Origin of the sequence: Nocardia sp. NBC_00511, from assembly GCF_045161165.1 — a bacterium.
In the GTDB taxonomy this organism is placed as follows: domain Bacteria; phylum Actinomycetota; class Actinomycetes; order Mycobacteriales; family Mycobacteriaceae; genus Nocardia.
The window spans coordinates 5,848,514-5,870,973 of record NZ_CP107849.1 but is presented as its reverse complement, the minus strand read 5'-3'; the positions used below and the strand labels follow the sequence as shown (position 1 = coordinate 5,870,973).

The following is a 22,460-nucleotide window of genomic DNA, read 5'->3' as shown; positions in this document are numbered from 1 at the left end:
GCGGCTAGCGGTCGGAGCGGGGACGGGTGAGGGTGAAGGTGTCGATGGCCGTCAGCTCGCTGGTCGGGCCGACGAGGGCGTAGTAGGTGCCCTTGATCGTGGTGTCGCCGCCGGGTTTTCCCGGGTCGACGTCGAAACAGCAGAAGCCGTAAGGATGTTCGGAGTCCTTGAACGCCGACCAGGGCGCGTCCTCCATGACGTAGACCGGGGCCTTCTTGCCGGTGGCCGGATCCACATCGCCGACGGCGGTGATCACCCGGCACTTGTCGCCGGGGAAGAACAGCTGGTTCGAGGGTGCGGAGGTGCCGCCGCCGCCGATCACCAGGTGCACGGTGCCCTTCGAGGTGTCGACCATGTCCTTGCGGGTGTCGGCGGGCTTCGGGGTCAGCGTCGCCGATCCGGTCACGCCGCGCACGGGATGCGAACGCTCGTAATGGTGTTCGTGTCCGCACAGCACCAGATCGACCTGATACTTGTCGAACAGCGGCAGCCAGTCCTGGCGGATGCCGAGGTCCGCGCCGTTGAACTTGTCGGCCGAGGAGATGGCGGTCTGGTGCATGAACACCACCACCCAATCGATCCCCTTGTCACCGCGCGCCTTCGCCAATTCGCCTTCCAGCCACTGCTTCTGGGCTCCGCCGGAGTAGCCCTTGACGTAGCTGTTGCCGCCGTCCTGGTAGCAGATGTCGTCGTTGGCGACGGCGATCACCCGCACCCCGCCGACGGTGAACGAGTACCAGAGACCCTTGGCGTGGTCCTCGGCACCGGCGTCGGGAACGGTGAAATAGGTCTGGAAGGCGGCGTAGCCGATGGGCCCGTTGCCGACTTCGTTCTCGTGGTTGCCGGGTGCGGGCATCCAGGGCCGGTAGCGCGCGGAGCGAGAGTTGTTGGCCCACCAGTCGTTCCAGGTGCGGATGCGGTCGGTGGACAGGTTGGCGTAGCAGAGGTCGCCGTTGACGAGGTTGAACAGCGGGGCCAGCGATTCCACCGCGGCGGTGACGTCGCCCGCGTACTGCGAGCCCAGATTGTCGTTGACCCAGGTGCCGTTGGCGAGCTTGCCCAGTGTCGGGGTGCCCTGATCGCCGAAGCTGGTGAAGCGGAAGGCGGCTCGTCCGGCCGGTGCGGTGCGCAGGGTGCCGAGTTCCGGCGGCGCGCCGTCGTGTCCGGCGGCGTAGACGTAGTCGGTGTCGGGGCTCAGGCCGGTGAGCCGGGCGTGGTGGGCCTGAATTTCGATGCCGGACTTGGCGTCCCGGTAGGTCTTGGTCTCGGCCTGCACGGTGGTGCCGAAGCCGTCGGCGGCCCCGCCGTAGCGCACCACGGGCTTGGACACCGATCCGGTGGTGTGCCAGGTGATGATCGCCTCGCGGGCGGCATCCGCCCCGTACTGCAGGTGCAAGCCCGAAACCCGGGGTGCGGCAGCGCGATCCACGCCCGCGACCAGATCCGCCGAGCGCGGCCAGGCGGCGGCCGAAGAGGTGCTGTCCCCGCGCAGTGCCACCGCACCGCCCGCGCCCACGGCGAGGCCGGCGATGCCCGCGAGCGCGGAGGCGCCGAACAGGCCGCGGCGGCTCAGGCCGCGGCCGCGCTGCTGCGGGGCGCCCGCGGTGGCGGGTTCCGGTGCGGGATTCGGGGACTCGGGTGACGTGCTGTGGGGGTCCTCACGCTCGGTCATGGTCCCCAGCTAACAAGGGCCCGGTTCGCGTCAGGTCACGGCGCGGCGAACGGAACGTGAAAAGAACAGGTCAGTCTGCGAATTGCGGCCACGGTGTGGTGAGCGGCATGGTTTGGATACCGTAAATGCTGGATATCGCCGTCAGGACCGGTTTCATCGGTCTCGGCTATGGCGCTCACGGCCGGTGGCTGGGGCGTTCGGTGCGCCCATCGTGGCCCGGCCCCTTAGGCTCTCGGGGATATCGAGGCGGCGGGCGAGCCGGTTTCGGATAGATGACGGATGGATAGGGTGAATTCATGACAGCTAGTGGCGGCGGAACCGTGTCGTGCTTCCGGACCGCGGTGGTCCCCGCGGCGGGGCTCGGCACCAGGTTCCTGCCCGCGACCAAGACGGTGCCCAAGGAGCTGCTGCCGGTGGTCGACACCCCGGGCATCGAATTGGTCGCCGCCGAGGCCGCGGAGTCCGGCGCCAATCGGCTGGTGATCGTGACCTCGCCCGGAAAAGACGGTGTGGTCGCGCATTTCGTCGAAGACCTGGTGTTGGAGAGCACTCTCGCGGAGCGCGGGAAGTTCCATCTGCTGGAGAAGGTGCGCAAGGCGCCGGGGTTGCTGGACGTGACCTCGGTGGTGCAGGAGGAGCCGCTCGGGCTGGGTCACGCGGTGGCACAGGCGGAATCGGTGCTCGACGCCGACGAGGCGGCGATCGCGGTGCTGCTGCCCGACGATCTGGTGCTGCCCAGCGGGGTGCTGGAACTGATGGCCGAGGTGCGCAACACCTACGGCGGTTCGGTGCTGTGCGCGATCGACGTGCCGAAGGAAGAGGTCAGCGCGTACGGCGTCTTCGACGTCGAGGAGCTGCCGGGCGGTTCGCAGGATGTGCTGCGGGTCCGGGGCATGGTGGAGAAGCCCGCCATCGAGGACGCGCCGTCGACCTACACCGCGGCCGGTCGATACCTGTTGGACCGCGCCATCTTCGACGCGCTGCGGCGCATCACCCCGGGCGCGGGCGGCGAGTTGCAGCTGACCGACGCCATCGCCCTGCTGATCGCGGAGGATCACCCGGTACACGTCGTGGTCCATCGTGGGTCGCGACACGATCTGGGGAACCCGGGCGGCTATCTTCGAGCTGCGGTCGATTTCGCTTTGGAGCGAGAGGAATACGGTCCCGCGCTGCGCGAGTGGCTGCACCAGCGACTCGGGACGGCCGGAAGCAATAGCTGACCTCCTCGAATGACACTGCGTTCAGCGATGTTCAGGCGCCGGGAGGCGGCGGGCGATATCAGGGAAGGGCGGCATGCGCTCGGTTGAGGATCAGCAGATCAAGGTGACCGCGGCGGCCGTGGCGCCACGCCCGGTCCGGGTCGCGATCAGCGAGGCCCAGGGACTGCTGTGTGCCGAGGACGTGGTGACCGAACGCCCGCTACCCGGTTTCGATCAGGCGGCGATCGACGGCTATGCCGTGCGCAGCGTGGACGTGTCCGGCGCGGGCGCGAATATCCGCGACGAGGAAGGCAATTCGGTCGATCTGAGCCTGCCGGTGGTGGGCGAGGTGGCCGCGGGTTCGCGGCAGCCGATCCGACTGCAGCCCCGCCAGACCGTGCGGGTCGACACCGGTGCGCCGCTGCCGACCTTGGCCGACGCGGTGCTGCCGCTGGAGAGCACCGACGGCGGCCGGGCCCGGGTGAAGGTCTTCGAGCCGGTCCGCTCGGGTGATTACGTGCGCCGCATCGGCGATGACGTGCAGCCCGGCGATCTGGCCGTGCGCGCGGGCACCATCATCGGCCCGGCGCAGGTCGGCCTGCTGGCCGCGGTCGGCAAGGACAAGGTGCTGGTGCATCCGCGGCCGCGGCTGTCGGTGCTGTCGGTGGGCGGCGAACTGGTCGACATCGATCGCACGCCCGGACCGGGTCAGGTCTACGACGTGAACTCCTACGCGTTGGCGGCCGCCGCGCGTGACGCGGGCGCGGACGTGAACCGGGTCGGCATCGTGAGCGCCGATCCCAAGCGGCTGCGTGATGTGGTCGAGGGGCAGCTGGTGCGTTCGGAGGTGGTCGTCATCGCGGGTGCGGTGGGCGGCTGGGCTTCCGAGCAGGTGCGCGAGGCCCTGGAGGGGCTGGGCGAGTTGGAGATCACCCGGGTGGCCATGCATCCGGGTTCGGTGCAGGGCTTCGGCCTGCTGGGCCGCGACGAGGTGCCGACCTTCCTGCTGCCGTCGAATCCGGTTGGCGCGCTGGTGGTTTTCGAGGTGATGGTGCGGCCGCTGATCCGGATCGCTTTGGGGCGCAGACATCCCATGCGCCGGGTGGTGCGGGCGCGCACGATTCTGCCGATCGCCTCGATTCCGGGCCGCCGCGGTTATCTGCGCGCGCAGCTGATGCGCGACGAGCAGACCGGTGACTATCTGGTGCAGCCGCTGGGCGGCCCGAACGGGGCGTCCTCGCATCTGCTGGCGACGATGGCCGAGGCCAACAGCTTGATCGTGGTCGAGCCGGAGGTCACCGAGGTGCGCACCGGTGACGAGGTGCGGGTGGCGTTCCTGGCGCAGCGTGGGTAAGGGATGGAGATGAATGTCTTCCGGGCCGCCCAGCATCCGGGGTGGCCCGCTCATCTGGGGCCGGTTCGGGTGGCGGCGGGCACGGTGTCGTTGCGCCCGGTGCGGTTGCGGGATGCGGCCTCCTGGAGCCGGATTCGGGTGCGCGATCGCGATTATCTGGAGCGCTGGGAGCCGACCGGGCGCGGGGCCTGGGAGGCGCGCAATCACGCGGGCAACTGGCCGTCGCTGTGGTCGGCGTTGAAGGCGGAGGCCCGGCGCGGCGCGATGATCCCGATGGTGATCGAGGTGAACGGTTCGTTCGGCGGTCAGCTGACGGTCGGCAATATCGTGCGCGGCGCGCTGCGATCGGCGTGGATCGGTTACTGGGTGGCCGAGGATCTCAGTGGCGGCGGGGTCGCGACGGCGGCGCTGGCGCTGGGGCTGGATCACTGCTTCAACGAGGTCGGCCTGCATCGGGTGGAGGCCACGGTGCGGCCGGAAAACCTTGCCAGCCAGGCGGTTCTGCGCAATGTGGGCTTCCGGGAGGAAGGTTTGCTGCAGCGCTACCTGGATGTGGACGGGGCGTGGCGCGACCATCTGCTGGTGGCGATGACGGTGGAAGAGGTGTCGGGCACCGTGGTGGATCGCCTGGTGCGCGCCGGTCGGGTCACGAGGGCCTGAGAACTCGCTGTGCACTGCGAAAGTGGAGTGCCCGGACCGAATTCGTGTGACTAGTGTTGCTTGTGTGGTCGGCGCGCCTGCCGGATTTCTCTGTTGTGTGAAACTAGCCTACGGACGTCGGTCGTACGTCCGTAGTGCACGATCCGGCACGGTGCACGTCGAAGGGACAACAGCCAGGGCGGGACGGAGGTGAGTGCGATGCCGAATTCGATCTTGTGGATCGGCCTGGTCGTGCTCTGGGTCTTCGTGCTGTTCCCCATGCTCGCCGATCGGCACCCGCGCATCCGCCAGCACACCGACGCCGCCCTGGCGACCCGGGTGCTGCATCGCGGAGATGCCGAGCCACGCTCCAGAAAAGGCCCGGCCTCCGGACACGACACCGACCCGGACTATGTGCCGGTTCGCAGAAAGCCTCACCCGAGCGATGATCCGGAGGATCGGATGACCAGATCGGACGACAGCACGGCTGCCCCGGACCTGGAGCCCACCGCCGCCACCGAGTCCGAGGCGGAAGTCGCTGAGCTCGATACGAATGCCACCGAGCCCGAAATGAAAGCCGCTGAGCTCGATACGAAAACCACCGAGCCTCGGACGGATTCGGCGAAAACGGCGGACACCGTCGGCGAAGAGGCCGAAACTGCTTCCATCACAACAGCATCCGAAACCAGTGCCGAGGACGGTGAAAGCGAGCCGCCCGCACCCCGGCGGCGTCGCCAGCCGCCCCCGCAGCAGGCCCGGACCCCGGCGCTGCGGGAACCCGACCCGCTGCCCGAACCCGAGCCCGAAACCGCTTCCGACGACGAGGATTTCATCCCCACCCGCCGGGGCCGCGGCGGTTTCGACCCCGAGGCCGACGCCGCTGCCCGGGTAGCCCGCTACAGCTTCCGGCAGCGCACCGTGCTCGGCCTGGTGCTGAGCACGCTGCTGTTCGCCGCGGCCGGGTTCGCGGTCTCCGGTGCGCTGTGGTGGCTGGCCGCGCTGTCCGGCACGGTGATGGTGGGCTACCTGGTGTATCTACGCAGGCAGGTCCGCATCGAGGAGGACATCCGGCGCCGCCGCGTGGCGCGACTGTCGCGTTCGCGGATGGAGGCGGCGCAGGATCAGCAGCGCGAGGCCGAGCGTCCGCGCCCCGACCGCGAGGAGACCCGCACCCAGTTGCGGCGCGCGGTGCTGGTCGAGCCCGACGACGAGGATCCGATGTTCGAGCACCTGGAGCTCTTCGACGCGGCCGAGGCGCGGGCCACCCGCCAGCGGGCGTCGGGCGCCCGGCAACGCCGCGCGGTCGGCGAGTAAGCCGCACAACGTTTTCCACGAGAGGGCGTCCCGAATTGATCGGGACGCCCTCTCGCATTTCCGGCAGAGGGGCGTTGCGCGGCCGCCGGACCGGTGCGGACAGCGAGAGGGCCCGGCGGGTACGCCGGGCCCTTTTCGACTGACTGGCTGAGCTATTCGGTGTCGGCCCCGCGCGCGGTGGCCGGGAGTTGCTGTTCGATCAGTTCGGCGAAGGTGCGCAGTTTCGCGGCGAACTCGCGGGCGGCGGCGGGATCCTCGCCGGAGCCCTTGACCACCTTCTGGGTGAGTGCGGCCAAACGGGATTCGACATTCCGGAACAGGTCGCCGCCGCGCGGGTGATCGTCGTCGGCGAGATCGCCGCGCAGCCAGGCCTGCAGCCGCCGCACCACTTCGGGCTCGTCGTACTGCTTGGGCAGCACCGCGAGGGCCTCCCGCAGCCTGCCCGCCGTCACCTTGGCGTCGGCGGCGAGCGTGGTGTACACGGTGACGGCCGCGTCCTCGCCGTGCGCCGCCGCGATCGGCAGCAGCTCACGGATCTGGCCCTCGTTGATGGTGGGCGCGACCGGATGCAGCCGGGCGGCCAGCGGCCACGCGCGAATCAGCTTGTGCGCGTACGAGCGCTGCATGTCCCAGCGCTTCTCCACGTACTCGTCGAAGCTGCTGTGCCCGGCCCGGTAGAGGCGGCCGTCCCGCACGATCTGCAGCGCGCGTCCCGCGGTCCAGAACGCCACTCGCAGGGCGTCGATGGAGGATTCGCAGAGTTCGAGCTGTTCGAGTTCCGGATGGCTGAGCGGTCCGTCCCCACCGGCGGCGGGGATGGGCAGATCCAGCACGCCGGGTGCGGGCGTCTCCGCGACCGGGGGCGTCAGAGGCGCGGCCGGTGCCGGTGTCGGGTCCACCCGGGCTGCGGCCGCCGGTGTCGGGTCCACCGACGGCGTGGGTGTCGCGTCGATCGGTGGCGCGGACGTGACCAACGGAGCGTGTCGGGTCGCGGGCTTGGCCGATTTCGCCGGTGCCATCAGCACCGAGGTGGCGGCCGGTGAGAGTTGCGGTGTGCGCGGCCATTTGGCGTCGCGCAGCGGGGAGACCGGGGGAGTGTGCTCGGCTTCGTCGGCGAGCGGGTTGCGGCCGAGGCCGCCGCCGATGGAGCCCTTGCGGCGCTGCGGTGGCATCAGGCCGACACCTCCATCACGACCTCGTCGGAGCTGTCGGTCTTGCGGTACGGCCGCAGTAGCTCCTCGCCGACCTCCCGGTATTCGCCGAGGTCCGCGATCGGGTTCTCGGCCCCATCGCCGACTTCGCCGTCGGCGGACTCCCGATACCATTTCCACGCGCTCACATAGGCTTCGAAGACGTCGTATCCGGCGTCCTCGAGATTGCCGCGCTGGGAACGGAATTCGGTGGAGACGTTGACGCCGTTCTTCATGGTGACGGGCACCTTGGTCATGAGTACCCGGACGCGAATGTTCCGATTGCTTTCCGCGGCGGCCTCTTCGGCGGCCCGGTAGGTGCTGGGGACGCGTTTCACCTCAGACGGGCTGACGCTGGTCACGAGAATCAATTCATCGCTTTCCGGCACGGCGGCCTTGAAGATCTCGGCGGATTCGCCACCCGCGTCGACGATGATCACGTCGTACTGCCCGGCATTGTCGGTGATGCAGTCGTTCACGTGCCGGGACGGGAAGGCGATCAGTTCGAAGGGCACCGCCACGTCGGCCTTCTGCAAGCGCCGGAACCAGGAGTAGCCGGTCTGGCTCAGTGGGTCGGCGTCGATGACGAGGACTCGAAGTTCGTGCACGGTGGCGAAATACGAGGCGAGAAAGAAGGCGGAGGTCGTCTTGCCGACGCCCCCTTTGAGATTCCCGAGCGTCACGACGAGCGGTTCGGGAAGTTGGGGTAGCGCGGGAGAATTGGTCATGGGATACGTCCTCCGGGTGATGGGGAGGGAATTCTTACCGAGAGCAAGCATCACACGGGTGGGTGTTCCGGCTCGAACGGCGCGCGCGGCGGGGCGAAAACCACGCGAAATCGACTGTGTCCGAAGGGTCGAAAGGCTGTGTCCAATTGGACACAGCCGTCAATGTTTACGATTCCGTTATGAATAACACGCGTGTCATTCGGTGATGTGTTCGACATTCCGGCGAAATATGCATTCTCGGATCTGCTGGCAAGACCGAAAAATCTAGTGCAGGACGGAAACCGGATAGCTTTCACGGCTTGATCGGAGGACGACCGCTCATGGATACGATCGGTGATAGACAGAAGGTTCGACTGCTCCCGCGGCTGACGCCGCGCACCGTGGTCGCAGGCGTCCTGGGCGCCGCAGCCATCGGCGCCGCTCTACTCTTCTCGGCGGGCACGGCCCACGCGACATCGGTCTCGGTTCCCGGCATCGGGGACTTCGAAGTACCGAACGAGATCGCGGACCGGCTCGGAATCATCGCTCCGGCACTGCAGCCCGCGGTCGGGGACACCGAGGAGTTCCATCCCGTGACGATTCCCGCGGTAGGCGACGCCACGCTCCCCGAGGTGAGCACCGCCGAGGCGCCGCGCATGACCACGGCTCCCGGCTGGATCGTGATCGCCCCGGTGATGCCGCAGCCGGAGGCTGTCGCGGCCGTCGTTCCCGAACCCGTTGCCCCCGCCGCGGTTCCGCCGATGGCGGAGTCCCGCTCGGTGGTGGTCTCCGGACTCGGCAGCTTCCAGGTGCCCAGCGCGCTGCCGCCGCTGGCCGGCATTCCCGGCGTGACCGATGCCGCGGCCGCACCCGTGCCCGGCCCGGCCGTCATGCCGAAGCGGTCCACGGGCGAGCGCGCCGTCGAGGCGGCCCGCTCCAAACTGGGCGCGTACTACCGCACCGGCGGCAACGGCCCGGACTCGTTCGACTGCTCGGGTCTGGTGCAGTGGTCGTATCACGAAGCGGGAGTGGACGTGCCGCGCACCAGCTACTCACAGCTCGCCTCCGGCACCCCGGTCTCGGTGGACGAACTGGAGCCCGGCGATCTGGTGTCGTACTACGGCGGCGGCCACTCCGCGCTGTATCTCGGTGACGGGCAGATCATTCACGCCAGCGACTACGGATCCGGCGTGAAGATCTCCCCGCTGAACAACATGCCGGTGACCGGAGCGCGTCGCTACTGAGCTCGCGGGCCGGGACTCAGGGCCAGCCGACCGTGTGCACGCGGTCGAGGAAGTCCGGATACCCGATACCGCCGGTGCCCGACCACAACTGCTGGGCCATGATCGGCAGCCGGGCGCGCAGCGGATCGACGATCTGCGCGGGCGAGAGCACCGTCGGATCATCACACCAGATGAAGAGCATGGAACCGCGCAGCAGGGACCGATCGGAGTCGGGCAGCCGCTGCCCGTTCACGAAAAGTCCGGGGTCCCAAGCCCACAGCAGTTCCGGTGGTGCGTTGAGACCCGAGGCCGGACCGCCCGTCGCGAAGTACGTGGGCGTGAACGCCGCATTGAGGATGGGATGGCCCGCCCCGGTGAACTGCGCGGGGGTCCGCCCGCCCGGCAGCCACGGCAGCCCGCCGCCGCTCGCCGACCAGTACTGCACCACCAGTTCGGGTTTCGGGGTCAGCACGCCGGGTTGGTCGAAGCCGTCGTTCCAGACCCGCGGGGTCTTGCCGAAGGATTCGACGATATCGGCGGCCCAGTTCGCGAATCCGATGATGACGTCTCCGGGCTGCGCGCCGGGACCGAAGGTGCGGGTGGCGTAGTCGGCCAGTTGCGGATACCGCGAATAGTCGGAGATGTACTCGTCGCACCCGAGATGCCAGTAGCGGCCCGGGAACATGGGCACGAACTCGCGCAGGATATCGCTGATGAGTTGGTAGGCACCGGGATCGGTCAGGTCGATCTTGCCGCCGATCCCGCCCGCGATGGCATTGTCCTGTGCCGCGTCCGCGGCGCTGGTGGATTGCGGGCGCAGCACCAGATCCTGGTGCTGCGCCAGGATGGCGGTCATATGGCTGGGCATATCGATCTCGGGCACGATCTCGATGCCGTAAGACCGGGCGTAGTCGAGGATTTCGCGCAGATCCGCGGCGCTGTAGTGCTCGGGCGAGGTGATCTCGGGATGGCTGACGCTCTCCAGCCGGAAGCCCTGGGTGTCGGACAGGTGCAGCTGCACCATGTTCATCCGCAGATAGGCCGCGTCGCGGATGCGGGCCTCGACCCATTCGACGGGGAAGAACTCGCGGCCGGTGTCGAGCATGAGTCCGCGCTCGGCGTAGTCGGGCCAGTCGTGCGCGGTGCCCGCGGGCAGGGTGCTCTGCTGCCGCAGCCACTGCAATACCGTCTCGGTGCCGTAGCCGACGGCGGTCGCGCTGTCGGCGGTGACGGTCAGGCGATCGGTGGCGGAAATGCGGTACGCGCCCTCGGCCGGGGATTCGGCGTCGCCTTTACGCAGCACGATATCGCCGGGCCGGTCGGCTCCGGATTCCACGGTCACGGGTTTTCCGGCCCGGGTCAGATCTTCGGCCAGTCGCGTTGCCTGATCCGCCAGGTCGCGGTCGGCGACAATGCGGGTTTCGGGGCCGAGGGTGAATCCGGCGGCCGCGTGCTCGTCGGGAAGCCACTGCTTGATGCTGGGTACAGTCGGTGGAATCTGTTGTGCCACAACAGGATTCGCGGACGCGGGCAGTTGGATCCCGGGCCAGATCAGTGCGGCCAGGGATAGGCAGGCCGCGATACGCAGTGGATTTCGGCGAGCGGGAAATTTATGACCGGGCACAGCGAACATTGAACCCGCTCGCACCTCGATACGTCATAAGGTACACAGATAAACCAGCCGGATATCGCGTCTTTTCTCTCCGACAGCAGAAATACGAGGTGCGAAATGTCGACCAGGAAATCCGTGGCCATCGCGTTCGCGGCGCTCACCGCCGCCGCGTTGTCCACCGTCGCGGCCGCGCCCGCGCAGGCCGCACCCGTGTGCGGCGGAGCCGGCCAGCCGACCGCGGTGGTCGCCTCGGTACCGGGTGCGGCGCTCGAGGGGCTGACCATGGACGCGGCCGGGCGGGCCTTCGTGACCGACCTGGTCAGCGGTCAGGTCTTCCGCATCGACGCGCCGGGCGCGCCCGCGGTCCCGATCGCCCGGGTGCCCAGCGGCGGCGCGGGCGGACTGGCCTGGCTGCCGGACGGCCGCCTGCTGGTCGGCTACGGCGCGGGATTGCAAGTGCTGGGCGGTGATTCGAACCGGCAGGCCGGGATCGTGACCGTCGACCCCGACACCGGGGCCATGGCCCCCTTCGCGTCCGGGCTCAGCGCGGCCGACGGGCTGGCGGTGGCACACGACGGAACCGTCTACGCCACAAACGATTTCGCCAACCTGATCGGGCGCGTCTACCCGAACGGCGTGGTGCAGGCGGACTGGGCCAGCTTCCCCAGCGCCAATGGCGCGGTGCTGAGCCAGGACGACGCCTACCTCTACGTGTCGCGCACCTTCGTCAATCCGGGGGTGAGCCGGATCCCGACCAACGCGCCGTGGGCCCCGCAGTCGCTGCTCGACCTCGGCGGTGACATCACCGCCGCGCCCGATGGGCTCACCTTGGATTCGCTGCAACGTCCGGTGCTGCCGTTCAATCCGTCGGGCCAGGTGGTGCGGATCGACGCGCCGGGCCAGTCCTGTGTGCTCGGTTTCGGACCGCAGCTCACCAGCGAGGTGCAGTACGGCCGTGGCGCGCAAGGCTTCTCGGCGGGCCGCCTGTTCGCCATCACCTTCACCGGCCTGGTCTACGAGGTTCCCGGCGGGTTCGATCCCAACGGTGTGACCGCCACACCCTGACGGTTGGACCGCGCTACCGTCGCGTGCGCGCGACGGTAGCCGCCGGGACCGGTTCGGTGAGCAGGCCGACGAGCATCGCGATGATGTTGTCCTGCACATCGATCCGCTCGGCGGCGGTGCGCGGATTCTGCCGCTCGTAGTCGGCGAGCAGCGCGAACATCACCGTGCTCATGGCGCGCAGCCGGTACCGGCGCAGCGCGGGCGTGAGTTCCGGCATCACCCGGTAGAGCCGGTCGATCAGTACCCGCGTGGCGTGCCAGCGCTTCTCGTGCAGATCCGGTCCGCCGACGGCGGGGTGCGCGCGGGCCTGCTCGAGGAACCGCCCGTAGTGGGTGGACCCCTCGGCGTACGGGATGCCGAACATGGGCCGCATCAGGATGCCGACCAGCGCGGCCACACTGTCGGGCGCGCCGGAGGCCTCGTGTGCGGCGAGCAGTTCGGTGCGGCGGGCCTCCAGCGCGGGCTGATGCCGTTCCAGGATGGCCGCGATCAGTCCGTCGCGGGAACCGAAGTGGTAGTGCACCGCCGAGTTGTTGCGCTGTCCCGCCGCCACCGCGATATCGCGCAGCGCCACGTCGGGGCCGCGCTCGGCGATGGCGCGCTCACCGGCGAGCAGGATGAGTTCGCGCGCGTCAGGACTGTTCACCGGGGTCACTATAGAGCTGCCGGGGCGCGATACTATCGGCTGCTCGCGCGGTGTGGGTCGTCCTGGGATGCGTACAAACAGTGTGGTGATAGCCGATGACCGACCGGATTCCCGGTCTGCGCCGGGGCACGGTCGATCTGGCGCTGGTGGTGCCGCTCAGTGGACCCGCAGGCCTGTTCGGACCGTCGTGTGAGGCGTGCGCGCTGCTGGCGGTGGAGGACATCAACGCGGTCGGCGGCATTCTGGGCCGCCCGCTGCGACTGCACACGGTGGACGCGGGGATGCCGCTGCCGGTGCTGGGCGCGCGGATCGACCGGATGGTGAGCCGCGGCATGATCGACGGGGTGGTGGGCTGGCATCTGTCCAATGCCCGCAAGGTGATCACCCCGCACACCGCGGGTCGGGTGCCGTACGTCTACACCACCTTCTACGAGGGCGGCGAGGACGCCGACGGGGTGTACATGGTGGGGGAGACGCCGGATCAGCAGTTGTTTCCCGCGCTGCGCTGGCTGCGCTCCGAACTCGGCACGCGCCGCTGGTGCATCGTCGGCAACGACTACGTGTGGCCGCGTGAGACCGCCCGGGTGGCAAGGGAATTCATGGCGGGCACCGATCTCGAGGTGGTCGGGGAGACCTTTCTGCCGTTGGGCGGCCGTGATTTTCGCGCCACCCTCGAGCTGATCCGGAGCTCGCCGGCGCAGGGCGTGCTGCTGTTCATGGTCGGCGCGGACGCGGCGGCGTTCAATCGGGCCTTCGCAGCCGCCGGTCTCGACGACGGCCGCATCCGGTTGAGCATGATGATCGGTGAGGACGTGCTGTACGCGGGCGGCCCGGACAGCGCACGCGGATTGTTCACCGCCTGCGGCTATTTCGAGAGCCTGGTATCGAGCGAGGGGATGGCGTTCGGCAGCCGCTACGCCGCCCGCTTCGGCGCGGTGGCCCCGGCGCTGAACAATATCGGCGAATCCTGCTACGAGGGCCTGCTGCTGTTCGCCTCGCTGGCCGAGGCGGCCCGCAGTCTGGATCCGTGGGTGATCGAACGGGGGGCGCGCCGGGTGAGCTACGCCGGGCCGCGCGGTGAGGTCCGGGTGCGAGGTTCGCACACCACGCAACCGGTGTATCTGGCCGGGGCCGACATCATGGAGTTCAGCGTCCTTGCGGACTTGCGCCGGGCTTGAACGCCCTACCGTGGGAAAGCCGTTCGAGGTAACACGAATGCTACGTTGCGTTTGCAATCCGAATTACGAACGACTGCCACCGAAAGCTGGACAACGCCTCGTCCATTCGCAATCCTCCGCAGCAAAGTCATTGCAGCCCAAGGCAATCACGCACATCGTGTGTTGCAATAGGTGATTGTCGATGAAGGAGTTGCGGCCGATGCCCGGAGGACGACTCAGTCAGGAAGACCGGCGGCTGATCGCGTCGGGGCTCACACGTGGGCTCGGCTACGCGGAGATCGCCCGCCAGCTGCATCGGCCGACCTCGACGGTGAGCCGTGAGGTGTCGCGCAACGGCGGGCCCGGACGCTACCGGGCGGACCTGGCGCAGGCGGCCACGGCGGTGCGTTCCCGCCGCCGCACCGCGCGGCTGGAGCGGCCCGGGCGGCCGGTCGCGGTGGACGAGTACGGCCGCAGCCCAGCCGTTCTCGCCGATTTCGGCGACCAGTTCGCATTGCTGTTGGCCCAGGTCGGCCTGCCGCGGATGGCGTCGGCGGTGCTGGCCCGGATGTATGCCTCGGATACCGGCAGCGTCACCGCCGCCGAACTGGTGGCGCAGCTGCGGGTCAGTCCCGCGACCATCTCCGCGGCCGTCGGCTATCTCGAGGAGCGCGAACTGCTGCGCCGCGACCGCGACCCCGGCACCCGCCGCGACCGCTACTTCATCGACGAATCCGCCTGGTACCGCGCGACTCTGGCGTCCGCGCGCGCCAATGAACGCCTGGCGGCCAAGGCCCGCGACGGTGCGGCCTGCCTCGGTGCTGCCACCCCCGCGGGACTGCGACTGCTGGGCATGAGTCACTACCTGGAGCGGGTCGGCCTGGACATGGTCCGTTCGGCCGAACGCTGGCGCGCGCAACTCGGACGCTGAGGCGGCACACCGTGATTCGGAGCTCGGGTGCCTCGCGGTTCAGAGTGCGGGTGCCCCTGGCGGCGTGCCCCGGAATGGATTCGCCACGGCAATTCCCGGGAATCTGCGATGAATACGATCTACATACCGTCGCACTGTCGAAAGTTCGGCATTGATCGTTTGCCGCGCTTCGGCGGTCGGCGCGGTCTGTAATCGCCTGCTCAACTTGGCTACATGTCTTTCCAATTCATCCAGGAAGATGCGGGCCTGAGCTAACTCGGGATCCTCGGCGGAGTCGGGATGCTCGAATCCCCTGTACTGCATATCGCGGAAGTATTCCACGCCCCCGCCCTCCGCGCCGCGCAATTGGATTGCGTCTAGCCGGAATTCACCGAGCGCAGGAAAGTAAGCGTTGCCTCGGTGACCCCGGCCGGGTCCTCGAGCTGTGGCCAGTGACCGATCCCCGGGAGGCTGACCACATCGGGGGCCGGGACGAGTTCGCGGTAGCGGACGACCATGTGCGCACCCGAGTTCGGGTCGAGGGGGCCGTTGATCAGGCGCAGGGGGACTTTCGTGCGGACGAGGGCGTCGACCCAGCGGTCACGGTAGGTCTGGCGCTCGCCCACGAAGCGGCCGACCAGGTGGGAGACGAAGCGGCCGTGGTTGTAGTAGAGGACCTCGAGGAGCGGCTTCATCTCGTCGTCGGTGGGTTTGGTGTCGGGGCCGAACATCTCGCGGACGGCGGCGGTGATGATCGGGGAGGTCATCAGGGGTCCGGCGACGTGGCCGAGGGGCGAGCACAGCAGTTTCTGGGCGAGCCGGGGGCGGTAGGTCTCGTAGAACAGTCCGCCGTTGAGCAGCACCACCGCGTCGAGGTGCGGTCCGGGCGCGCCTTCGAGCTGCCGCGCCAGCAGTTCCTGCGCCACGCTGACACCCAGATCGTGTGCCAGCAGCAGGGTTTCGCTCACCCCGAGACTGCTCAGCAGCGCCTGGTGCATGTCGGCGTGCTCGAGCACGCTGTAGTGATGCCGGATCGGCTTGTCGGAGAACCCCATGCCGAGCATGTCGGGTGCGATCACGTCGTAGTGGGCGGTCAGCTCCGGCCAGATGCGATGCCAGTCGAACGAATTGAACGGGTATCCGTGCACCAGCAGCAGAGTCGGTCCGCTGCCCTCGCGAATGTAGAAGATCCGGTGGCCGTCGTGATCGAAGTAGTCGCCGCGTGAGCGCCAGTCCGTGAGTTCCGGTCGCATTTCTCTTCTCCCACCGCATTGTCGACGAATCGGACCTACCGATCCTGCCCGATCGACCGCCCGCAGGCACCTGTCGATCCGATCGAGTAGCCTCGCCAGGCGAGCAGCCCCGGCCGAATCGGGGTGTTCGGATCCCCGCACCGCCCCTCCGACAGGAATTCGAATGGCCATCAGTTACCTGGAATCGATCGTCGTCGGCGCGCTGCAAGGAGTGAGCGAGCTCTTCCCCGTCTCGAGCCTGGGCCACAGCATTCTGCTGCCGGCCTGGGCGGGCGGGCAGTGGGCCGACGATCTGAGCATGTCGGCCAAGGACTCCCCATATCTGGCGCTGCTGGTCGCCATGCACGTGGCCACCGCGATCGCGCTGGTCATCTTCTTCTGGCGGGACTGGGTGCGCATCCTGACCGGGCTGTGGGACGTTGTGCTGACCCGCCAGATCCGCACCCCCGAGGCCCGGCTGGGTGTGCTGCTGGTGATCGCCACCATCCCGGTCGGCCTGGCGGGGCTGGCGCTGGAGAAGGTGGTCCGCAACTATCTCGGCACCCCCATTCCGACGTCGATCTTCTTGGCGGTCAACGGTTTCGTGCTGTTGTCCGCCGAGATCATGCGCAAGCGCGAGCACGAACCCGAGTACGTCCCGGCCACCACCTCCGGCCGCACCACCGACCTGTCCATGGAGGACACCGTCGTGCTGCCGATGACCGATCCGGACCGCGCCTCGGATGTGCGGCTGTCGCGGTTGACCGTGCGCGATGTGCTGATCATCGGCGCCGCGCAGATCGCCGCGCTGTTCCCCGGCATCAGCCGCTCGGGCAGCACCATCGTGGCGGGCCTGTTCAAGGGCATGCGGCACGACGACGCCGCCCGCTTCGCGTTCCTGCTCGCCACGCCCGTCATCCTCGCGGCCGGGGTGTTGAAGATGCCGGAGCTGTTCAAGCCGGAGAATCACGCGATTCTCGGCCCGGCGTTCGCGGGCAGCGTGATCGCCGGTGTGACGTCCTACATCTCGGTCAAGTTCCTCACCTCGTACTTCGAGACGAAGACGCTGACCCCGTTCGCCATCTACTGCCTGATCGCGGGCCTGGGCAGTCTGGTCTGGTTCACCATTCGCTGACCGCTCGCAGCTGGAAACGCGAAATGCGGTGGCCCGGATCCGTGAAGGATCCTGGGCCACCGCATTTTTCGTGGATCAGTGCGCCGCGGTCGGGGTGGTCGTCGGCGCGGTGGTGGTCGTGGTCGGCGCGACCGTGGTGGTCGGCGCGACGGTCGTGGTGGTGGGTGCGACGGCGGCCACCGGAACCTGGGTGGTGGTCGTCGCGTCGGGGGTGACCGTCGTCGTCGGCGTGGCCGGGGTGGTGGTGGCCGGCGTGGTGGTCGTCGCCCCGGGCGTGGTGGTCGGCGTGGATCCCGTTGTGGGCGTGGTGGATCCGGTCGTCGGCGTGGACTGCACGGCGGCCAGGGCGGCGGGCGACTTGCTGGTCGTCGTCGGCGTGGTCGGCGTGGTGGTCAACTGATGCGCCTGGGCCTGCTGCGCCAGCTGGGTGAGCCAGGCGGCCGCGTATTCGGCGGAGGTCAGCGGCTTGCCGTTGTTGGGATCCGAGTCACGCCAGTAGTCGAAGTGATGTCCGGTGCCGTTGGGGCCCAGGGTCAGGTTGTACGGATCGCTGAGCATCACCGGAATCGTGTTCTGGTTGGTGGTGATCAGACCCACGACCTCGTTGAACACCTTCTGCGGCAGGTAGGCCAGCGGCGACATGTTCTGTGCCTCGATGGAACTCGCCGGAGTCGCGTCGGCGACCGGCTGACCCGGCTTGTAGTCCGGGGCCGACACCCGCAGCAGCACCGACAGGAAGGTTTCGTTGCCGGTCCACCAGTTCGGCCGGGATGCGATGTCCGCGAACGCGTTTCCGGCGATCTTGCCGAGCACCACCGCCACGTCCATGCCGGTGGTCGGGTTCAGCCCCTCGGCCTGCATCTGGTCGGCGTTGATCTGCCGTCCCACGTTGATCGCGAGTTGCAGCAGCGAGATGTTCTGGGGCGCGGCGCAAGTGAGGTCGCCGTCGGAGCAGAAGGAGGCGATCTTGCCGTTCAGCGCGCCGAAGTCACCGGCATGGTCCGGTAGCGCGCCCTGTCCGCCCGCCACGTTCTTGCCGGTCTGGTAGTTGGTGTCGAAGTTGTCCGGGTGATTCGGATCCTTCGCGCCCGGGAACGGGCCCTCACCGGCGGATCGCCCGGAGTCGGCGAGGATCACCACACCGGCGACATTGCCCGGATCGACGATCCCGTACTTGCCATCCGAACCGGCGCTCTGGTGCCCGATCTCCTGGGCCACGCGGCGCACCACGTCGGCGCCCTCGCTGTAGCCGACGATCGAGTACTTGGTGTCCGGGCAGGCCGCGGAGATATCGCGCATCACCTGTTCGGCGTTCGCGGCGCCGGTGTTCACCGCGTCCTCGTAGCTGTTGAGGTTGGCGGGGTAGGCGATGTAGACGGCGGCATAGGAATTCGGGTCCACCGAACCGGCGGGCGCGTTCACCACCGGGTCGACCCACTGGCTGCTGTGATCACCGGACAGCGCGGCGGGCAGCTCGTTGCCGTCCTTGTCCAGCAACATCTTGGTGGTGCCCGCGACCGGAGTGTCATTGCGCCCGGCCACCGAGATCGTCACCATGTCATGGCATTCCGTGACCGAGGCGGTGAGCTCCGGGTCGGCCGACTTCGGGCCGGGAGAGGTCAACGCGAACGACGCGGCAACCGCCGCCGCGATGCCGAGCACGGCGGGCGCCGCGACAGCGGACGCGATGCGATGTCGCCGGAAGAATTCCCGGCTTCTCTTCACTTGGTCGCGAAACTCCATGACCAGATCCCCATTTCACCCCGACAGTGAACTATGCGGCCCGAGTCGAACCGGGCCGCGTACCACCGGACACGTCGTTCGGGGAGACCCGGGCGTTACTTCCGGGTGGGAGTGGTCACCCCCGGCACACTCTCGGCAACGCCCCGGATACGGCAGTGGGCCCGCCGGATTCGCATCCGGCGGGCCCACATATATCTTTCGGTCAGGCCCCGATCGGCTTGCCGAAGAACGAGGCCAGGGTCTCGCCGAGCATGTCGGAGACCATGCCCAGCTCACCCGGCGTGCCGAGCATGGTGGGGGAGTCGGTGATCGAGCAACCCTGCGCGGCCGGGACGCCCTCGAGCCGGTCGAACAGCCACATCAGTCCGGCCGGACCGCCGGTGACCTCGGCGGCGATATGCTCGCTGGCCCAGTCCCGGGTGTAGGTGACCTGCGCCTTCGGGTCCTGGCAGTAGGTGTCGACCAGCTGGTTGGTGGCGGGCAACGGCAGGATCTCGTCCCAGCGCGAATGCCAGATGAACATCGGCATGTCCGGCAGCGTCTTACCCAGGCGCGTGTCCTCGAGCACCTGCTTGACCGCCGGTTCGTTCAGCGGATCCGGGCTGTTGATCAAGCCGGTGATGTTGAGGAACGGAATCAGCGCCGACTGGTACTGCACGCACAGCGGCCCCTTGACCGTCTTGAGCAGCTGACCCAGCGGGTTGAGCTTCTGATCCAGCAGCGCCGCGAAGTCCGGGTAGTCGCGTGAGAGTCCCAGCACCGCACCCAGTACCAGGCCCGCGGTGGCCTGATTGTTGGCCATCAGCAGGGTCGCGCCCAGATCCGCGCCGACGCCGCCCTCGGCCGCGCCGACGATATTCAGTTCCGGCGCATAGGTTTTGTGCAGTTCGGCGGCGTGCCCGGTCGGGATCGAGCCGCCGGAGTAGCCGTACATCGCCACGGGCGCACCGGGTCCCACCTCCAGCTGCGGGAAGTTGGTGGCCGCCCGGATGCCGTCGAGGGTGATGCGCGCGCCCAGCGGCCCGGCCGCGTACGCCGAATTCGGTCCCTCGTGATCCGGGATCGACACCGCGTACCCGTGCTGCAGCGCGGCCTGCGCGAACAGGAACTCGGCCGGGGCGACGATCTGACCGACGATCGCCGACGCCGAAAACTGTTGCACCGCATAGGAGGGACTGCAATATCCGGCGGTCGAGTCCTCGGCGATCTGCACCGAGAGCAGCTTGCGCGGCGTCGGCGCGGTGCCGCGCGGCTTGAGCAGCGTGGTCACCGCCGCGATCGGCTGATCACGGGAGTCGTTGGAGCGGTAGGACACCTGCCAGGCGTCGACATTGAGCGGGATCAGCCCGAAGTTGGCGACATTGACCTGCCGGGCGGCGATGATGCCGCCCGGGGCGGTGGCGGCGACCACGTCGGCGGCCGGGTTGTAGAACGCGGGATCGAATTCGGGCGGCAGCGGCAGCAGCGTCGCCGGTTGAATCGCCGGTGCGTCCGGCTCCGCCTGCGCCGGTGCGGCGGCCAGTGCCGCCACCACCAGGGCGCTGAGGGACACCGTCCCGAATCGCAGTAGTCGCCCGGTCAGTCGCCTGGTCTTCATCGACCCACTTCCTTACCCTGATCCCCGTTTTCATGAGCCCATGCAGTGTGAGACTGCGCAGTCTCAATATTGCCGCGCTCACTATGGCACCCCTGTGACCCCGATCGCAATATCCGCCGGTGAGCGAATGCGGTCACAGGTGGACACCACGGCGAGTCGGGTGCGAGAACTGATTGGGCGCGTTGGCAATTCGACCTTGCTTGGAGTGCACTCCAGCTGGCTAGGGTCGACGTATGAGCAAAGTCTGGTTCATCACCGGGGTATCACGGGGTTTCGGACGCGAGTGGGCGCTCGCCGCGCTGGAGCGTGGTGACCGGGTCGCGGGCACCGCACGCGACCTGAGCACGCTCGACGACCTGGTCGCCAAGTACTCCGACACCTTCCTGCCGCTGCGGCTGGACGTCACCGACCGCGCGGCCGACTTCGCGGCGGTCGAGCAGGCGGCCCAGCACTTCGGCCGTCTCGACGTCGTCGTCAACAATGCCGGTTACGGCCAGTTCGGCATGATCGAGGAACTCAGCGAGGACGAGTTCCGGGCCCAGCTGGAGACCAATGTCTTCGGCGCGCTGTGGGTCACCCAGGCCGCACTGCCCATCCTGCGGGCCCAGGGCAGCGGCCACATCCTGCAGGTTTCCAGCATCGGCGGCATCTCCGCCTTCCAGAACCTCGGCGCGTACCACGCCTCCAAGTGGGCCCTGGAAGGTTTCTCGCAGTCGCTGGCCCAGGAGGTCGCGCCCTTCGGCATCCACGTCACGCTGATCGAACCCGGCGGCTTCGACACCGACTGGGCCGGACCCTCGTCCAAGCACGCCACCCCCAATCCGGCCTATGACGAGGGCCGGGCCGCCCGCGCGAGCCAGCGCGGTTCGGTCAAGCGCGGCGAACCCACCGCGACCCGCACCGCCATCCTCGCCGTGGTCGACGCCGAGCAGCCGCCGCTGCGCCTGTTCCTCGGCGAACTGCCGCTCATCATCGCCACCGCGGACTACGAATCGCGCCTGGCGAGCTGGCGTGAGTGGCAACCGGTCTCGATCGCCGCGCAGGGCGACTGATTCGCCCGAATGTTCATCAAGGCCACTTGACGCCCTGTCTCCGACCGGTAACGGCCGGTCGGAGGCGGGTTTCGGGCCCGTGATCACCTCCGTCACCCTGGTCGCTCAGGGTTGGCTGCCTCACAATTTTCGGTCCAGGTAGCGACTAATCGGAAGTTTCTTGGCACCCTAGTAAGCAGAGACCGGGCCTTCGAAGTGATCCGCTCGGCTCATCTACAGAAAAGAATGAAGTAAAGCAATGGCTCAAGGCAGTGTGAAGTGGTTCAACAGCGAAAAGGGCTTCGGCTTCATCGCGCAGGATGGCGGCGGACCTGACGTCTTCGTCCATTACTCCGCCGTGTCCGGCTCGGGGTTCAAGTCCCTTGAAGAGGGACAGCGCGTCGAGTTCGAGATCGGCCAGGGGCAGAAGGGCCCGCAGGCCCAGGACGTCCGCGCTATCTGATCGACTTGGATAGCTGGAAAGCCCCGCACCTCACGGTGCGGGGCTTTCCTGTTTGTGTCAGCCTGTTTTTTCGAGCTACCGCAGGTCAGGCGGGGTCGCGAGTAATGGTCTCGCAGCCCGACACCCGAGCCCAGGCCCCCGGCCCGGCCTCGTTGATGGCGTTCTGCTCGGCCTCCTCCTGTGAGTCGCCGCGCGCCCAGCCCCAGTGCCGGTTCGGGGCCATGGCCGCCGCGCCGCACTTGTACTGGCTGCCCCAGGTGGTCTTCCACTCGCAGTCCGGCCCGCACTTCCGCTCGGCCGCCTGCTCGGCATCCTCGTAGCTGTCGTATCCGGTCGCGATGGCGAACCCGCGGCCGTCACGGCTGATCGCGATGGATCCCTTGGTCGGTGCGGCCTGTGCCGGCGCCGCCGATACGACGGACCCGATCGCCAGTACCGTGACCGCCGCTGCCATGACCTTCGACCCGAAATGGGCACGCGAGATCCAGAGTGTGTTGCGCATGATTCCCTCCCACAAGAACTTTCGCCCACACCCTAACCGGACCGACCGACAGCAACAACTCGATAACGC

Annotated in this window: 20 protein-coding genes; 11 read left to right on the top strand and 9 right to left on the bottom strand. The window is 68.3% G+C overall.

Annotated features, from left to right (window positions below):
* Window positions 1–4: 4 nt before the first annotated feature.
* Window positions 5–1,672: a fibronectin type III domain-containing protein gene (locus tag OG300_RS27615; RefSeq protein ID WP_405485948.1), complete on the bottom strand. Its 1,668-nt coding sequence runs from the start codon at window positions 1,670–1,672 to the stop codon at window positions 5–7.
* Between the two features lie 296 nt (window positions 1,673–1,968).
* Between OG300_RS27615 and OG300_RS27610 the strand changes: the two genes are divergently transcribed.
* From OG300_RS27610 to glpR, 4 genes are all read left to right on the top strand, one after another.
* Window positions 1,969–2,892 (top strand): UTP--glucose-1-phosphate uridylyltransferase, encoded by a 924-nt coding sequence (locus OG300_RS27610; RefSeq protein ID WP_405485947.1) that lies wholly within the window; start codon window positions 1,969–1,971, stop codon window positions 2,890–2,892.
* Between the two features lie 73 nt (window positions 2,893–2,965).
* Complete coding sequence (gene glp / locus OG300_RS27605) at window positions 2,966–4,225, top strand: gephyrin-like molybdotransferase Glp (RefSeq protein WP_405485946.1); 1,260 nt, start codon at window positions 2,966–2,968, stop codon at window positions 4,223–4,225.
* 9 nt (window positions 4,226–4,234) lie between these two features.
* Window positions 4,235–4,885, top strand: a complete 651-nt coding sequence (locus OG300_RS27600; protein WP_405485945.1) for a GNAT family N-acetyltransferase — start codon at window positions 4,235–4,237, stop codon at window positions 4,883–4,885.
* Window positions 4,886–5,083: 198 nt separating this feature from the next.
* A complete protein-coding gene (gene glpR, locus OG300_RS27595; protein ID WP_405485944.1) occupies window positions 5,084–6,178 on the top strand; it encodes a gephyrin-like molybdotransferase receptor GlpR in 1,095 nt (364 codons plus the stop codon).
* A 152-nt stretch (window positions 6,179–6,330) separates the two neighbouring features.
* On the opposite strand, the gene OG300_RS27590 is transcribed toward glpR, so the two are convergent.
* Together OG300_RS27590 and OG300_RS27585 are read right to left on the bottom strand one after the other, a co-directional pair.
* Window positions 6,331–7,350, bottom strand: a complete 1,020-nt coding sequence (locus OG300_RS27590) for a hypothetical protein (protein WP_405485943.1) — start codon at window positions 7,348–7,350, stop codon at window positions 6,331–6,333.
* Window positions 7,350–8,096: a ParA family protein gene (locus OG300_RS27585; protein WP_405485942.1), complete on the bottom strand. Its 747-nt coding sequence runs from the start codon at window positions 8,094–8,096 to the stop codon at window positions 7,350–7,352. Before OG300_RS27585 ends, OG300_RS27590 begins: the two co-directional genes overlap by 1 nt.
* Before the next feature lie 320 nt (window positions 8,097–8,416).
* Between OG300_RS27585 and OG300_RS27580 the strand changes: the two genes are divergently transcribed.
* A complete protein-coding gene (locus OG300_RS27580) occupies window positions 8,417–9,319 on the top strand; it encodes a C40 family peptidase (protein ID WP_405485941.1) in 903 nt (300 codons plus the stop codon).
* Window positions 9,320–9,335: 16 nt separating this feature from the next.
* On the opposite strand, the gene OG300_RS27575 is transcribed toward OG300_RS27580, so the two are convergent.
* Complete coding sequence (locus tag OG300_RS27575) at window positions 9,336–10,808, bottom strand: beta-N-acetylhexosaminidase (RefSeq protein WP_405485940.1); 1,473 nt, start codon at window positions 10,806–10,808, stop codon at window positions 9,336–9,338.
* A 219-nt stretch (window positions 10,809–11,027) separates the two neighbouring features.
* Here OG300_RS27575 and OG300_RS27570 point away from each other — a divergent pair, with 219 nt between their 5' ends.
* The gene (locus OG300_RS27570) at window positions 11,028–11,975 is read left to right on the top strand and encodes an SMP-30/gluconolactonase/LRE family protein (protein ID WP_405485939.1); all 948 of its coding nucleotides are present in this window, start codon (window positions 11,028–11,030) and stop codon (window positions 11,973–11,975) included.
* 13 nt (window positions 11,976–11,988) lie between these two features.
* Here OG300_RS27570 and OG300_RS27565 read toward each other — a convergent pair whose 3' ends face one another.
* Window positions 11,989–12,621: a TetR family transcriptional regulator gene (locus OG300_RS27565; protein ID WP_405485938.1), complete on the bottom strand. Its 633-nt coding sequence runs from the start codon at window positions 12,619–12,621 to the stop codon at window positions 11,989–11,991.
* 95 nt (window positions 12,622–12,716) lie between these two features.
* On the opposite strand from OG300_RS27565, the gene OG300_RS27560 reads away from it, so the two are divergent.
* Window positions 12,717–13,799 carry a substrate-binding domain-containing protein gene (locus OG300_RS27560; protein WP_405485937.1) on the top strand — a complete coding sequence of 361 codons (1,083 nt, stop codon included), beginning with the start codon at window positions 12,717–12,719 and terminating at the stop codon, window positions 13,797–13,799.
* Between the two features lie 199 nt (window positions 13,800–13,998).
* Entirely contained in the window at window positions 13,999–14,709 is a 711-nt protein-coding gene (locus tag OG300_RS27555) for a MarR family transcriptional regulator (protein ID WP_405485936.1), read from the top strand.
* Window positions 14,710–15,065: 356 nt separating this feature from the next.
* Here OG300_RS27555 and OG300_RS27550 read toward each other — a convergent pair whose 3' ends face one another.
* Window positions 15,066–15,941: an alpha/beta fold hydrolase gene (locus OG300_RS27550; RefSeq protein WP_405485935.1), complete on the bottom strand. Its 876-nt coding sequence runs from the start codon at window positions 15,939–15,941 to the stop codon at window positions 15,066–15,068.
* Between the two features lie 157 nt (window positions 15,942–16,098).
* Between OG300_RS27550 and OG300_RS27545 the strand changes: the two genes are divergently transcribed.
* Complete coding sequence (locus OG300_RS27545; RefSeq protein ID WP_405498697.1) at window positions 16,099–17,055, top strand: undecaprenyl-diphosphate phosphatase; 957 nt, start codon at window positions 16,099–16,101, stop codon at window positions 17,053–17,055.
* A gap of 75 nt (window positions 17,056–17,130) precedes the next feature.
* Here OG300_RS27545 and OG300_RS27540 read toward each other — a convergent pair whose 3' ends face one another.
* Together OG300_RS27540 and OG300_RS27535 are read right to left on the bottom strand one after the other, a co-directional pair.
* Entirely contained in the window at window positions 17,131–18,780 is a 1,650-nt protein-coding gene (locus tag OG300_RS27540; RefSeq protein ID WP_405485934.1) for a cutinase family protein, read from the bottom strand.
* 220 nt (window positions 18,781–19,000) lie between these two features.
* A complete protein-coding gene (locus tag OG300_RS27535) occupies window positions 19,001–20,395 on the bottom strand; it encodes a lipase family protein (protein WP_405485933.1) in 1,395 nt (464 codons plus the stop codon).
* Window positions 20,396–20,628: 233 nt separating this feature from the next.
* Between OG300_RS27535 and OG300_RS27530 the strand changes: the two genes are divergently transcribed.
* Complete coding sequence (locus tag OG300_RS27530; protein ID WP_405485932.1) at window positions 20,629–21,447, top strand: SDR family oxidoreductase; 819 nt, start codon at window positions 20,629–20,631, stop codon at window positions 21,445–21,447.
* Between the two features lie 238 nt (window positions 21,448–21,685).
* The gene (locus tag OG300_RS27525; RefSeq protein WP_067702963.1) at window positions 21,686–21,889 is read left to right on the top strand and encodes a cold-shock protein; all 204 of its coding nucleotides are present in this window, start codon (window positions 21,686–21,688) and stop codon (window positions 21,887–21,889) included.
* 85 nt (window positions 21,890–21,974) lie between these two features.
* Here OG300_RS27525 and OG300_RS27520 read toward each other — a convergent pair whose 3' ends face one another.
* Entirely contained in the window at window positions 21,975–22,391 is a 417-nt protein-coding gene (locus OG300_RS27520; RefSeq protein ID WP_405485931.1) for a DUF4189 domain-containing protein, read from the bottom strand.
* Window positions 22,392–22,460 lie beyond the last annotated feature (69 nt).